Here is a 13,429-nt window from a genome sequence, read left to right as displayed (position 1 = left end):
GGCGGCCGCCGCAGCCTCTCGGTGCGCCCAGCGTCGGGTGGGCGTGGCGCGTCGGGACGTGCCGGCGGCGGGCGGAATCTCTGGGTCGGCGGTTCGGGCCGGCCCCGCGGAATGCGGTGCGTCGCCGGATCCTGCGGTGGCTGGCCGCGACCACGCCATCCGGGCTCCCCTGGGCGTGGCGGCGGGGGCGTCGTCATCGTCGCGATTCTGCCTCATCGGCCCGGCATAGGTCGTGGACGCGGCCGGTCCCGCCGGCTACCTCGTCGTCGTCGGCGGCGGCGGCGAGGTCAGCGACAGGCCGGCGTAGATCTCGTCGAGCAGTATCGGCAACATCGCCTGCGCGGTGGTCCTACCGTCCGGCGACAGCGTCAGATTCGTCCAGATGACCAGCGTGACGTCGTTCTCCGGGTCGAAGCCCATGAACGAGTTGAATCCCGGCAGCTCGCCGCCGTGGTAGAACATCGCGGCCTGCGGTCCGAAACGCTGATACGAGATGCCGTACCCGTATTTCTGGCCTTCGGGCGCTTCCGGATCCTCCGCCTGCAGCGCGTCCTGCCATCGGCGGTGGTGGTCGGCATCGAAGATCCGGCCGGAGACGAGTGCGCGCATCCAGGTGGCCATGTCGTCGGCCGTCGAGATGGCGCCCCCGGCGGCGGTGGCGTAGGACGAATTCTGGTGGGTGTAGTCGACCGGCTTCAGTGACCCGTCCCGCGCGGCGGCCTGCATGTCGGGCGGGTAGGGATCGTCGCCGAGGGCGTAGAAGCTGCCGCCGTACATGTAGCCGTGCGAGAACGGTGCCGGGATGGCGGTGTCGTAAGCGGCGGGCAGCGAGGTCTGCGCCATGCCGGCCGGAGCGAAGAGCCTCTCCTGCAGCTGCTGGGCCAGCGGGCGGCCGCCCGCCTTCTCGGCGACCAGGCCGAGCAGCGCGTAATTGGTGTTGCTGTACTCGTATTCGGCGTCAGGCGCGAAATTCGGCGGGTGACGGAAGGCGATGGCCAGCACCTCCCCTGGCGTCCACGCCCGGCCCAGGTCGGCGTCCATCATCGCCGACAGCTCTGGATCGCCCGTGTAGCCGTACAGACCGGTACGCATCTTCATCAGCTGCGCGACGGTGATGTTGTCACCGTTCGGCACGTCGGCCACGAATCTCGACACGGGATCGTCGAAGGCGAGCTTGCCGTCCTGGGCAAGCAGCACGATCAACGCGGCGGTCATCGTCTTGGTGTTCGACGCGATCCGGAAGTGGGTTTCGGGGGTGGGCGGCGTCATGGCCCCGATCTCAGTCGTCCCGAAGGGCGCGACGAACCTCCCCTGCGGGGTCTGCAGCAGGACCAGCGCGCCGGGAACCTCGAGTTCCTTCGCCGCGGCCTCGACGACGGCCCGGAGTGATTCTCCGTCAACCGTTTTCAGCGCCGTCGACGCCACGCCGGTGGTGGCGGTCGTCGGCGGCGTTGGTGTCGTCGGCCCGTCGGCGGACGACGTACAACCGGCCGCCAGCAGCACCACCGCGCCGGCGAGGCAGCACAGGCGCGTCATTCGGAGACGAGATCCGGACATGGACCCACCGCCCGTCGGCATCGCTGGTAGCCGGACCCTACGCCCGTCACGAAGTCGAGACCGGCGATCAGCGGAACGCGACACGCGACCCGCACCGCACGGCCGAAGGCTCCGGCCGGCGCTAGCCTCAGCCCATGCCGTCCCGAAGCCGGACCCGCTCGGCGAGATATGCGCGCCGACGCAGCCGGCGGATGGCCGAGCAGGTACACGATCTGACTGCAGCGCAGTGGACCGCACTGAAGCTGGCCTGGGGCGGGTGCGCCTACTGCGGTGCCAATGGCACACCGCTGCAGAAGGACTGCATGCTGCCGATCTCGCGCGGCGGCCGGTACGCGCTGACGAACGTGGTGCCCAGCTGCGGCTCGTGCAACGCCAGCAAGTGCAACTCCGAGGTCACCAGCTGGATGCGCCGCAAGAAGCTCGACGAAGGTGCGTTCCTGGTCCGGCAGGCCGAGATCGCGCGCGAGCTGGTCGCCGATGAGGCCGTCGTCGCGCCGTGCCCTGAGTAGCGGGCGTACGCGTACCGGCGATCTGCCGATCGTCGTCGAGTTTGCCGTTGATGCCCGCCGGGTACTGACCTGCCAGCGCAGCGACGTTTCAAGTCGTGCTATCCCGTTGCGATTTCGTTGCCAGGAGGAGATCGAATGACCGCATTTCTACGACGGGGACGGGCCGCAGCGTCGGTAGCCGTCGTGGCCGGCCTGATCGGCGCATTGTGCTGCTTGGCCATGCCGACCGCACAGGCATTCGCGATCCAGAACCACGACAGCATCACGCGTGCCGCACTCCCGGCCGATCAGGTCAATCAGCTCGGCATCGCGCAGATCCTCAACGGGCCGCCGCCCGGCGGGGGCGCCGTCGGCAGTGACGCCTTTGCGCTCGACGACTGGCGACACATCGACAACTCGAAAAGCCCCGCCGAGGTCTGCGCCAAGGCGCAGCGGGCATGGGACGTCTTCTCACCGGTCATCCTCAGCGGGTCACTGCCGGCCGGCCCAGGTGCGACGGTGTTGGTGAACGGGCCCGCCGCGCGCGCCGCGTTCGGCGGCTTACTGCACGCCCAGCAGGACTTCTACGCACACTCGAACTGGGTCGAGGAGAACATCGCGGCGGGGCAGCCGAACCGGCTGGCTCCCCCGCTGTTCCCGTCCTGCAATCCGGGCGCTTTTCCGGCCAGTCTCCACACCGGCTATTTCAATCTGTTGTTCTTCAACCAGTTCCCGTTCGACGGCTGTCCCCCCGGTGGTCCGCCGCCCGGCTTCCAGGAGTGCCACTCGGCGCTGAACAAGGACGGCCCTGACACGGCACGCGGTAAGCAACCCGTTCCCGGGACCGGGATGAACATGTATTCCTTGGCGAAGAGTCTGGCCACCACGGCGTCCACCGACCTCTACAAGCAGGTGCGGAGCCTGGTCGTCCGCACGGTCACCGCGAAATACCCTGGCGTGAACAGTGAATGCGTCGTGACGAAGCTGTTCCGCCCCGACCTGTTCGGGCCCTGTGCCCCGTACTCGATCCCGCTTCCACCCGCACCTGCACCGCCACGCTGACTCGAGGCCCAGTCGAACAGGCGCCGGAAGCGTCCATGTCGATTTACCGTGAGTCATGGCTCATGGAACCGCATCGGTCGTCATCGCCCATCCCGAGCAGGTCGTCTGGGACTACATCGTCGACCCGGACAACACGTCGAACGTGCTGCCGGGGATCGTGGCCGTCCGCGCCGAGAAGCGACCGCCCTACGTTCCCGGCGACGTCTGGCACGGCACGGCCCGACTGTTCGGCATCACCTACGAGTGGACCGGCGTGTTCAGCCGTTTCGAGCCGCCCAGAGTGATGGAATTCCGGTCGACGGAGTCGAGGTTCCCGTTCGTCACTGTCGACACCCTGGAAGAGGTTCCCGGGGGTACCCGCTACACCTGCCAGGCCACCGGCGAACCGGCGTTCGGCGGCCCCGTCGGTCGACTGCTCGACGCCGTCATGTCCATGGCGTACCAGCGGGTGCTGAGTAGGCATCTCGCCCGACTGCCGGCGCATGTCGATGCGTGGGCGGCCAACAGGCGCTGACCGTCGCGACTGATCGACCGCCGCTACCGCCCGCGCGAGACCTGCTCACGAATGGCCTGCATGTCGATCACCGACCACACCTCGGCGATGCGACGCTCGTCGTCGAACCTGTAGAAGACGTGCTCCGGAAACGACACCTGCCCACCTGTCGGCTCGAAGCCCAGAAAAGTGTGCCGCGGAGTGCATTCGAAGAACAGCCTGCATGCCACGACGTTGTCGTCGGCGATGACGACCTCCGGCTGGTAGTGCAGATCCGGGATCGCGTCGACATCGCCTTCCAGCATGGTTCTGTAGTCCTGCAGGGTCATCCGCCGCCCGTTGTAGGACAGCTGATCGGCGACGAACTCGCCGAGCCGCGGCCACTGTCGCTCGTTGAGGCACTGCAGGTAGGCGCGGTAGACATTCAGCAGATCGTCCTGGCTCATCCGGCCGACCTTTCGGTTGTTCGGACGATTACGCTCGCCCCATCTGGTCCAAGGCGACGCGCAGAGAAGTGCTGGGGATCTTGACCAGCCCGCCGTAGGGCTGATCCATCTCGAGCATCATGAAGATCGGGCCGGCGAGTGCAATCGCGGCGACCACCAATGCCGCGATCACGCTCGCGTTCCGCGGTGCGAACAGCCCGAAACTGGCGAAGATCACCGCCAACCACGCCACGACAACGACGAAGAACGCCCATGGGAATCGGCTTCCGATTTGTTCGACGGTCGTCCACCGCGACTGGGCAATCGTGTTGGTGCTCTCCAGCGCGTTGGACCGCAGCCACTGCTGACGTTCCGTCCGCGGCGACAGTTCGAAGACGTCACGCTGAACCAGAGTTATGCCGGCCCCACTGCTGAGCGCCGTGAGCGATACCGCACCGCCTTCCTCCGGCCAAATCTGATGAATTCGTTGTGCAAGCAAATCCTTGGCCAACGCTCGGATTGGCGCGGTCTCCGGCCCGTACTCGGCCAAGGTCTGATCGAGCATGATGAATTGAACGCCCGCACTTCGCAGTTCACTCTCCTTCTCGGCGAGCGAGCTGATGGAGGAGCCGGTGAGAAGGCCGAGCACCACCGCCGACAGCGTCCCGAGCATGGCCATTATGGTCCTGATGGCGTCGCGCGACTCGGTGCTCAAATGCGGATCGGGAAGGACCTTTCCGAGAAACATCCCCAGCATTGCGCCGCCGAAGATGATCGCGAAGACAACGACGCCGATCAGAACGTCTTTCATCAGCCCCTCGCTCTCCACCGCGAGAACGCGTTGACGAGCGCCTGCGGTTGGCCGCGTTCAACGTACTGCCTGGCGTTCGGCTCATACCGATGATCGTCAATCTTGCGCTCTAAAGGCCTCCGCGAAAATTGTCGGCTCAGTCGTCGGTGTCGCTTCCTCTGCACCCAAGGACCATTACCCGGGGCTTCAGCCCAGACGCGGGCCTTTCATACGGCTGGCCGCAGGCCCTGATGCCTCAGCCTCCACCTACACGTGGAAGCCGAACTCCACCACGTCACAGACCGCACGAGCTACTTTTGCCCCTAGAGTCTGCTCTGTGCTCGACGCCGCCATCAGCCGCCGCTACACCGAAATCGCTGACGTCTACATCGACATGTTCGGCGCCGTCGAGCATGTCGATCCCGAGGACCTGCAATTCCTGCACCGGCATCTTGGTCGATGCGACGGCACAGTTCTCGACGTCGGCTGCGGACCGGGGCACCTCACCGCTTACTTGACGGAGCTCGGTGCGATCGCGAGGGGTGTCGACCTGGTGCCTGCCTTCATCGACGGCGCCCGCTCTCACTGGCCCGAACTCGACTTCGCCGTCGGCTCGATGCGAGACCTCGACGTTCCCGACCACTCGCTTGGCGGAATTCTCGCCTGGTACTCGCTGATTCACTGTGAACCCACCGAACTCGGCGCGGTGCTCGCCGGATTCCGTAGGTCGATGAAGCACGATGGGACTCTGGTGGTGGGGTTCTTCGAGGGCGACGAACTCGAACCGTTCGACCACAAGGTGATCACGGCTCACCGTTGGCCGATCGACCAGTTGTCGCGGCTGCTCTCTGCTGTCGGGTTCGTCGAGACAGAGCGGATGCGACGAGCGGGCAACGATCGGGTGCGGCCGCACGCCGCCCTCGCCCTGCGAGCGACATGCCTGCGGCAGAGTGCGATGAGCTCGAGGGAGAATTGATGGCAAACCGCTGGTCTGGAGTGACCATCGATTGCACCGATCCGATTCGGATGTCGACTTTTTGGGCCGCCCTGCTCGGCATCCCAGCGTCGAGCGAGCACGGGGATGATTCGGACTGGGCGACGGTGGGCTCGCGCTCGGGACCGTTACCCCGACTCACCTTTCAGCGCGTTCCCGAACCGAATGCCACGAAGGTGCGCATCCACCTCGACGTGGAGGTCGATGACATCGACACCGGACGTCTGCAAGTCGAGGAACTGGGCGGACGCTTCTCGGGCGTTCGACATGACCACGGCGAAGGGATCGTGCTGAACATGCTGGATCCCGAGGGACATGAGTTCTGCCTGGTTCAGTACTTCGACGTCAGACGTTGAAGCGGAAATCGAGCCTCGAGATCGGCATTGCCCGAAGGGATCGGGTCTACGCTCGCTAGGTGCCCAACAGCCACGATCTGGGCGGCAAGACCGAGCACTTCGGCTCGATCGCCCATACGCCCAGCGAGCCCGTGTTCCACGCGGGCTGGGAGCGCCGGGTGTTCGGCATCAACTACTTCCTGCAAACGTTGCTCGGCCCAGATCTCGACACGTTCCGTGGATACCTGGCACTCCTGCCGCCGGAGGAGTACTTCGGCCCGTACTACCGCCGGTGGGTCCCTGCCATCGAGCAGATGTTCGCCAAGTACCTCTCGGGTGAACGCTCGGTACCGAAAATCAAGGTGGTGGGCACGGCCCTTTTCCTGCAGCGGGTGGCGTTGCGTCCAACCCTGCCCCGCCTCATGAACGCTCGGGTGGCACCGAAGATCGTTGGGACGCACAAGAAGACGAAGCGGCCCGCACGCTTTGCGATCGGTGATGCGGTGCGGGTACGCCCGGCGCCCGCGGATGGGCACAGTCAGCAGCCTGATTACGTCAGCGGCCGGCTCGGGCGAGTGACAGACCACCGCGGCGCCGCGATCCTCCCGGACCGACGTTTCGCGACCGGCTCAACTGCCCCAGAGCACTTGTATACGGTCATGTTCGACGGAGCCGAACTGTGGGGCGACGAGGCCGAGCCCAACACCGAGGTGCGCATCGAGTTGTTCGAGCCTTATCTGGAGCCGGCATGAGTGAGCCTGACCCCATCGCCGTCCGCGTTGAAGCGTTGGAGTCGTTGCTCCTGGAGCGCGGGCTGATCGATCCGGCCGCCGTCGATGCGGTCATCGAGCACTATGAGAAGGATGTCGGGCCACTCAACGGCGCCAAAGTGATTGCGCGAGCCTGGACCGATGACACCTTCCGGAGACGACTTCTGGACCACGGCACCAAGGCCATCGCCGAACTCGGGTTCGGCGGTGTAGAAGGCGCGGACATGCGGATTGTCGAGAACACCAACGATGTGCACAACGTGGTGGTCTGCACCCTCTGCTCCTGCTACCCGTGGCCTGTCCTCGGGCTGCCACCGAGCTGGTACAAGTCGCCGCAGTATCGGTCGCGCATGGTCGTCGAGCCACGCAAGGTCCTTGCCGAAATGGGGCTGGCCGTCTCCGACGATGTCCGTATCCGCGTCTGGGACAGTTCGGCCGAAGCGCGCTACCTCGTGCTGCCCCAGCGACCGTCGGACACAGAAGGGTGGACGGCGGAACAACTGGTTCCACTGGTCACGCGTGACTCGATGATCGGTGTCGCGCTGGCTTCCGAGGCAGCCGATGCCGGACGCTGAGGTCCTTCTCGACGCCGAAGGCCCGGCAGCACCTCCGCGAGCGAACGGGGAATTGGCGTTCGACGCACCGTGGGAGCGTCGCCTGTTCGGCGTGACGATGGCGCTCTGCCAACGCGTGTTCAGTTATGCGGACTTCCGGGAACGGCTCATGGTCCGGGTGGGCGAGGCACCGACCCGGCCCTACTGGCGCAGCTGGGCGGCGGCGCTCGAGGACGCTCTCGCGGACACCTGCGCGCTCGATCCCGGTGTTATCGAAGCGCGCCATCAAGAGTTCTTGGCGCGCCCGCACGGCCACGATCACTGACCGTTTCGATCTGGAGACACTCCGGTCGGCTGCCCGCACCTACACGTTGAAGCGGAACTCCACGACGTCGCCGTCGGCCATCACGTAGTCCTTGCCTTCCGTGCGCACGTTGCCCGCCGACTTGGCCGCCGCCATCGAGCCGGCCTCCACCAGGTCGTCGTAGGACACGATCTCGGCCTTGATGAAGCCCTTCTCGAAGACGGTGTGAACGACCCCTGCGGCTTTCGCCGCGTGGCGCCCGATCGACTCCAGCAATTCGGCCGCAGACTGCTCGTCGAGGTCCTGCAATGCGGCTTTGATTCGGCAAACGCGCAAATGTGCCGCGAAGACGGCGCGACTTCAGCACCGGAACGGGTCGCAAAAGAGGCACAACGCCATGCCGGCTCCGCTAGACTCTGACGGCGCAGTCAATTTGCTGTCGCTCTTTTGAGCGGCGCAATCGGGCTGGCACCGACCGAAACCTCACCGACCCCGGTTTCGCGGCGACGTCTGGGTCGTCGGGGACGCAGCCATGGGTTATGCGATTCACATCGGTCGGGTCGGTGCGTTGGCGGTGGCGCTGGGTGTCGGGGCGGCGGCGGCCACCGGATACAGCATCAGCAACCCGGCGGTGGCATGGGCCGAGGAGGGTTCGCAGTCCACGGGCGACAACTCCGACACCTCCGACAACTCCGACACCTCCGACGATCCGTCCGACAAACCGTCCGACGATCCGTCCGACGACGAGGCCGACGACGAGGCCGACACCGATGCGCCGAAGTCAGATGCTGGCGCCAACATCGACGGCGCGCATCTATCCGATCTCGACAAAGACTCCGATCTCGACAATGACTCCGATCTCGACGACGACTCCGATCTCGACGAGGAGAGCACCAAGCAGGACGGCACCACCTTGACCCCGGTGGTGCACACCCCACAGAACACCACCCCGCAGACCGGGACCCCCACACCGGCCGCAGTCACCGACACCACAGGCCTAACACCCGACCCACCGCCGCCCACCGAGCCGCCGACCCACTACGTCGCACCCGCGGACACCAACACCCCCGCTCTGATCCAAGACCCCAACAGCCCCACGGACCAGGACAGCGACGCCGGACAGTTGAGCGACGGACAGCCCAACGCACGCGCGATGAGCACATCGACCCTCGATGACCCCGCCCCAACACCGCAGATGTTCATCACCGCCGCAACCGCGCCCGGCACCCCAGCCCCAGCGCCGCTGACCGCTCAGCCAGCCAACCTCTCTGAAGCGCTCATGGGAGCCCCGGTGGTGCTGGCCACCATCGTCAATACCGCCATCACCACCCTGCTGAACTCAATCTTCTCCCCCGGCCCGACCACCCCCGCTCCGCCGACGATGCTGTTCATCGTGCTTGGTTGGGCGCAACGCCAACTGCAACGCAGCTTCTTCAACCAATCCCCCACCGCCATCGTCGACGCGGTCACCACCTCCGAAGACACCGGCGTGGACATCGCGGTGCTGAGCAACGACACCGACCCCGACGTGAGCGCCCCGGTCGCCGGCCTGCCGGGCGGCGACGTGCTCACCATCACCGATTACACCCAACCCACCCACGGAACGGTGGTGCTCAACCCCACCACCGGCAAATTCAGATACACCCCGAACGCCAACTACACCGGCACCGACACCTTCACCTACACCGTCTCCGATGAAGCCAGCCCCTGGCACGTCCACGGCCTCGACGGACTGCTCTCCGGCGGCCAACACACCTCCACCACCACCGCCACCATCACCATCACCCCCATCGACGACGCCCCCGTCGCCATCGACGACGGCCCGATCAGCATCGCCGAGGACAGCGGTCCCACCCTGATCCAGGTGTTGGCCAACGACACCGACACCGACGCCGGCCCCAAACACATCATCGCGATCACCCAACCCGCCCACGGCACCGCCACCATCAGTGGCACCGCCGTGTCCTACACCCCGACAGCGAACTTCAACGGCACCGACACCTTCACCTACACCCTCAACGGCGACTCCACCGCCACCGTCAACATCACCATCACCCCCGTCGACGGCGCCCCCGTTGTCGGCGACCCGGCTTTCACCATCAACGGCGGCCCCGACCCACAGACCGGCGCTGTGAATGTCACGCTGAACGTCGCCGATCCCGACGGTGACCCTCTCGTCTACACCGTCCCCACCGCGCCGACCCGCGGCACGGTGGTCGTCAACGAAGACGGGACGGTCACGTATACACCGAAGCCGCGAGAACGCCTGGAGGCCTACGAATCCGCCGGCGAGGACGTCGACAGTTTCACCGTCGTAATCACCGACGGGACCCACCCGCCCATCGAGGTCACCGTCAGCAACGTGCCCATCGACCCAGCCGAAGCGGTCGTCACCGCCACTATCGCCGTCGGCGTCGGTCCGAACGCGGTCGTCTTCAGCCCCGACGGCACCCGCGCCTATACCTCCGATTTCAGCTCTAACACCGTGTCGGTCATCGACACCACTACCAACACCGTCACCGCCACCGTTGAGGTCACCGGCAACCCATACGCGATTGCGCTCAGCCCGGACGGCACTCGCGCCTACACCGCCAACTACAACGGTCACACCGTGTCGGTGATCGACACCACCACCAACACCGTTACCGCCACCATCCCCGTCGGAAGATACCCGCAGGGAATCGCGATCAGTACCGACGGCACCCGCGCCTACATCCCCAACAATGGCGCCGGCACCGTGTCGGTGATCGACACCACCACCAACACCGTTACCGCCACCATCCCCGTCGGAAGATACCCGCAGGGAATCGCGATCAGTACCGACGGCACCCGCGCCTACATCACCAACAATGGCGCCGGCACCGTGTCGGTGATCGACACCACCACCAACACCGTCACCGCCACCATAGCCGTCACCCGCAACCCAGACGCGATAGCGCTCAGACCGGACGGCACGCGCGCCTACACCGCCAACTACAACGGTCACAGCGTGTCGGTGATCGACACCACCCCCAACACCGTCACCGCCACCATCCCCGTCGGAAGATACCCGCTGGGGATCGCGGTCAGTCCCGACGGCACCCGCGCCTACGTCACCAACCAGATTGACAACACCGTGTCGGTGATCGACACCACCACCAACACCGTGAACGCCACCGTCCCCGTCGGCGCGTACCCCCTGGGGATTGCGGTCAGGCCCGACGGCACCCGCGCCCACATCTCCAACAACCGCGCCCCCACCGTGTCGGTGATCGACACCACCACCAACACCGTTACCGCCACCATCCCCGTGGGCACGGGGTCGCGCGGAGTGGCATTCAGCCCAGACGGCACCCGCGCCTACACCTATAACGGCACGGGCGGCACGGTGTCGCTGATCGACACCACCACCAACACCGTCACCGCCACCATCCCCGTCGGCGGTTACGTGTTGGGGATCGCGGTCAGTCCCGACGGCACCCGCGCCTACGTCACCAACCAGATTGACTACACCGTGTCGGTGATCGACACCACCACCAACACCGTCACCGCCACCATCCCCGTCGGCGGTTACTTGTTGGGGATCGCGGTCAGTCCCGACGGCACCCGCGCCTACACCACCAACGCTGGGGGCGACACCGTGTCGGTGATCGACACCACCACCAACACCGTGATCGCCACCGTCCCCGTCGGCGACTACCCCATGGGGATTGCGGTCAGTCCCGACGGCACCCGCGCGTACACCACCGACTACTCCGGCGGTACCGTGTCGGTGATCTCGTTCGCCAACCGTGCCCCGGTGATCACCGCGCCGCCGACCGTCAACTCGGCCGATCCCCAATTCGGCTTTGTCACAGGCGATCTCAACGTCGCCGACAACGACAACCTGACCTACACCGTCACCACCGAGCCGACCCGCGGCACAGTGGTGGTCAACACCGACGGCACCTTCAGCTACACACCGAAGCCGCAGGCACGCCTCGACGCCTACGAATCTCCCGGCGAGGACGTCGACAGCTTCACCGTCACAGTCACCGACGGGACCTACCCGCCCGTCACGGTCACGGTCAACAATGTGCCGATCGATCCGGCCGAAGCAGTTGTCACCGCCACCATCGCCGTTGGCGGCGCCGCTAGTGGGGTGGCTTTCAGCCCCGACGGCACCCGCGCCTACATCGTCAACAACGGCGACGACACCGTGTCGGTGATCGACACCACCACCAACACCGTCACCTCCACCATCACCGTCGGCGACTCCCCGAACGGGGTCACACTCAGCCCCGATGGCGCCCGCGCCTACGTCACCAATTTCATTGGTTACACAGTGTCGGTGATCGACACCGCCACCAACACCGTCACCGACACCATTCCCGTCGGCGCGGGCCCGCGGGAAACCGCTCTCAGTCCCGACGGCTCCCGCGCCTACATCACCAACAATCGCGACCACACCGTGTCGGTGATCGACACCGCCACCAACACCGTCATCGCAACGATCCCGATAAGCCGCAGGCCAGATGGTATCGCGCTCAGCTCCGACGGCACCCGCGCTTACGTTGCCCATACCCAGGACGACGGCGTGTCGGTGATCGACACCGCCACCAACACCGTCACCGCCATCATCCCCCTCAGCAGAGGAGGCCCGACCGGGATCGCGCTCAGCCCCGACGGCACCCGCGCCTATACCGCCAACTCCACCAGCGGCACCGTGTCGGTGATCGACACCGCCACCAACACCGTCGCCGCCACCATCACCGTCGGCAACACCCCGTCAAATATCGCGCTAAGCCCCGACGGCACCGGCGCCTACGTCACCAACTTTCGCGACGGCACCATGTCGGTGATCGACACCACCACCAACACCGTCACCGCCACCATCACCGTCGGCAACACCCCGTACGACATCGCGGTCCCCCGCGACGGCACCCTGGCGTACATCACCAACTACTTCGACAAGACCGTGTCGGTGATCTCGTTGGCCACACATGTCCCTCTCAGCGCACCGCCGGTCGCTAACAACGACAGCATCACCGTCGCCGAAGGCGGCGTCGCCATTGTCACGGTCACCGCCAACGACACCGACGCCGACGGCACGGTCGATACGTCCACGGTCGTCATCACTCGGCACCCTGCCGCCGGAAGCGTCACCGCCGGCCCCAACGGCACCGTCACCTACACCTCGAACGGTGTGGAAGTGACGATCGACAGTTTCGCCTACCGCGTCAACGACAACGCCGGTGCTACCAGCAACGAAGCCACCGTCACCGTCATGATCACCCCGGTCAACGATTCGCCGGTGGCAGCCAACGAGTCCTATTCGACGAATGCGGACACCGCGCTGACGGTGGCCTCCCCGGGCGTGTTGTCCAATGCCAGTGACCCCGAGACAAATTCGTTGATGGCGGTGCTGGTGACGGACCCATCGCACGGAACGTTGACCCTCAACTCGAACGGGTCGTTCACCTACACCCCGGCGGCCAGCTATAGCGGACCGGACAGCTTCACCTACAAGGTCAATGACGGCTCGCTCGACAGCAATGTCGCCACGGTGAACCTGACGGTCAACGCGGTCAACACCGCCCCGGTGGCTGCCAACGACGCCTACTCGACCAATGAGGACGCCACGATGACCGTGGCGGCGCCCGGTGTACTGGGCAATGACAGTGATCCCGAAGGCGCAG

13 protein-coding genes and 1 pseudogene are annotated in these 13,429 nt (G+C 65.8%); 9 read left to right on the top strand and 5 right to left on the bottom strand.

The annotated features are described in order from the left end of the window. On the bottom strand, positions 1-216 hold a 216-nt coding region (locus tag Q2100_RS21550), incomplete at its 3' end, for a hypothetical protein (protein WP_302915701.1). 39 nt (positions 217-255) lie between these two features. Further along, a complete protein-coding gene (locus Q2100_RS21545; protein ID WP_302915700.1) occupies positions 256-1,536 on the bottom strand; it encodes a serine hydrolase domain-containing protein in 1,281 nt (426 codons plus the stop codon). Positions 1,537-1,691: 155 nt separating this feature from the next. Here Q2100_RS21545 and Q2100_RS21540 point away from each other — a divergent pair, with 155 nt between their 5' ends. The 3 genes from Q2100_RS21540 to Q2100_RS21530 all read left to right on the top strand — a co-directional run bounded on the left by Q2100_RS21540 (position 1,692) and on the right by Q2100_RS21530 (position 3,621). Next, positions 1,692-2,066, top strand: a complete 375-nt coding sequence (locus Q2100_RS21540; RefSeq protein WP_302915699.1) for an HNH endonuclease — start codon at positions 1,692-1,694, stop codon at positions 2,064-2,066. 135 nt (positions 2,067-2,201) lie between these two features. Next, positions 2,202-3,107 carry a hypothetical protein gene (locus Q2100_RS21535; RefSeq protein WP_302915698.1) on the top strand — a complete coding sequence of 302 codons (906 nt, stop codon included), beginning with the start codon at positions 2,202-2,204 and terminating at the stop codon, positions 3,105-3,107. A 55-nt stretch (positions 3,108-3,162) separates the two neighbouring features. Next, a complete protein-coding gene (locus Q2100_RS21530; RefSeq protein WP_302915697.1) occupies positions 3,163-3,621 on the top strand; it encodes an SRPBCC family protein in 459 nt (152 codons plus the stop codon). A 23-nt stretch (positions 3,622-3,644) separates the two neighbouring features. On the opposite strand, the gene Q2100_RS21525 is transcribed toward Q2100_RS21530, so the two are convergent. Both Q2100_RS21525 and Q2100_RS21520 read right to left on the bottom strand, forming a co-directional pair. Continuing rightward, positions 3,645-4,046 (bottom strand): ester cyclase, encoded by a 402-nt coding sequence (locus Q2100_RS21525; RefSeq protein WP_302915696.1) that lies wholly within the window; start codon positions 4,044-4,046, stop codon positions 3,645-3,647. Between the two features lie 28 nt (positions 4,047-4,074). Further along, a complete protein-coding gene (locus Q2100_RS21520; protein WP_264012290.1) occupies positions 4,075-4,836 on the bottom strand; it encodes a bestrophin-like domain in 762 nt (253 codons plus the stop codon). A gap of 316 nt (positions 4,837-5,152) precedes the next feature. Here Q2100_RS21520 and Q2100_RS21515 point away from each other — a divergent pair, with 316 nt between their 5' ends. From Q2100_RS21515 to Q2100_RS21495, 5 genes are read left to right on the top strand one after another with little or no spacing between them, the layout of a single operon-like run. Continuing rightward, entirely contained in the window at positions 5,153-5,791 is a 639-nt protein-coding gene (locus tag Q2100_RS21515) for a class I SAM-dependent methyltransferase (RefSeq protein WP_302915695.1), read from the top strand. Then, complete coding sequence (locus Q2100_RS21510; RefSeq protein ID WP_302915694.1) at positions 5,791-6,165, top strand: VOC family protein; 375 nt, start codon at positions 5,791-5,793, stop codon at positions 6,163-6,165. The genes Q2100_RS21515 and Q2100_RS21510 overlap by 1 nt, the downstream gene beginning before the upstream one ends. Positions 6,166-6,224: 59 nt before the next feature. Then, the gene (locus tag Q2100_RS21505) at positions 6,225-6,896 is read left to right on the top strand and encodes an SH3-like domain-containing protein (protein WP_302915693.1); all 672 of its coding nucleotides are present in this window, start codon (positions 6,225-6,227) and stop codon (positions 6,894-6,896) included. After that, on the top strand, positions 6,893-7,489 hold the full coding sequence (gene nthA / locus Q2100_RS21500; RefSeq protein WP_302915692.1) for a nitrile hydratase subunit alpha: 597 nt from the start codon (positions 6,893-6,895) through the stop codon (positions 7,487-7,489). Before Q2100_RS21505 ends, nthA begins: the two co-directional genes overlap by 4 nt. Continuing rightward, on the top strand, positions 7,476-7,793 hold the full coding sequence (locus tag Q2100_RS21495) for an SH3-like domain-containing protein (RefSeq protein ID WP_302915691.1): 318 nt from the start codon (positions 7,476-7,478) through the stop codon (positions 7,791-7,793). The genes nthA and Q2100_RS21495 overlap by 14 nt, the downstream gene beginning before the upstream one ends. Before the next feature lie 39 nt (positions 7,794-7,832). On the opposite strand, the pseudogene Q2100_RS21490 reads toward Q2100_RS21495, so the two are convergent. Continuing rightward, positions 7,833-8,093: pseudogene (locus Q2100_RS21490) on the bottom strand (DUF933 domain-containing protein); the annotation flags it as partial. Positions 8,094-8,304: 211 nt separating this feature from the next. On the opposite strand from Q2100_RS21490, the gene Q2100_RS21485 reads away from it, so the two are divergent. Next, positions 8,305-13,429, top strand: a 5,125-nt coding sequence (locus Q2100_RS21485; RefSeq protein WP_302915690.1) for a cadherin-like domain-containing protein, incomplete at its 3' end; no start/stop codon positions are given.

This window comes from Mycolicibacterium arseniciresistens (assembly GCF_030519285.1).
Classification (GTDB): Bacteria; Actinomycetota; Actinomycetes; order Mycobacteriales; family Mycobacteriaceae; genus Mycobacterium; species Mycobacterium arseniciresistens.
This window is presented reverse-complemented; position numbering and strand designations above follow the sequence as displayed.

Excerpts from the sequence above, each read along its gene's own strand:
- nthA (WP_302915692.1), top strand. The coding sequence starts at position 6,893 with ATGAGTGAGCCTGACCCCATCGCCGTCCGCGTTGAAGCGTTGGAGTCG.
- Q2100_RS21545 (WP_302915700.1), bottom strand. The coding sequence starts at position 1,536 with ATGACGCGCCTGTGCTGCCTCGCCGGCGCGGTGGTGCTGCTGGCGGCC.
- Q2100_RS21540 (WP_302915699.1), top strand. The coding sequence starts at position 1,692 with ATGCCGTCCCGAAGCCGGACCCGCTCGGCGAGATATGCGCGCCGACGC.
- Q2100_RS21535 (WP_302915698.1), top strand. The coding sequence starts at position 2,202 with ATGACCGCATTTCTACGACGGGGACGGGCCGCAGCGTCGGTAGCCGTC.
- Q2100_RS21525 (WP_302915696.1), bottom strand. The coding sequence starts at position 4,046 with ATGAGCCAGGACGATCTGCTGAATGTCTACCGCGCCTACCTGCAGTGC.
- Q2100_RS21495 (WP_302915691.1), top strand. The coding sequence starts at position 7,476 with ATGCCGGACGCTGAGGTCCTTCTCGACGCCGAAGGCCCGGCAGCACCT.
- Q2100_RS21520 (WP_264012290.1), bottom strand. The coding sequence starts at position 4,836 with ATGAAAGACGTTCTGATCGGCGTCGTTGTCTTCGCGATCATCTTCGGC.
- Q2100_RS21530 (WP_302915697.1), top strand. The coding sequence starts at position 3,163 with ATGGCTCATGGAACCGCATCGGTCGTCATCGCCCATCCCGAGCAGGTC.
- Q2100_RS21510 (WP_302915694.1), top strand. The coding sequence starts at position 5,791 with ATGGCAAACCGCTGGTCTGGAGTGACCATCGATTGCACCGATCCGATT.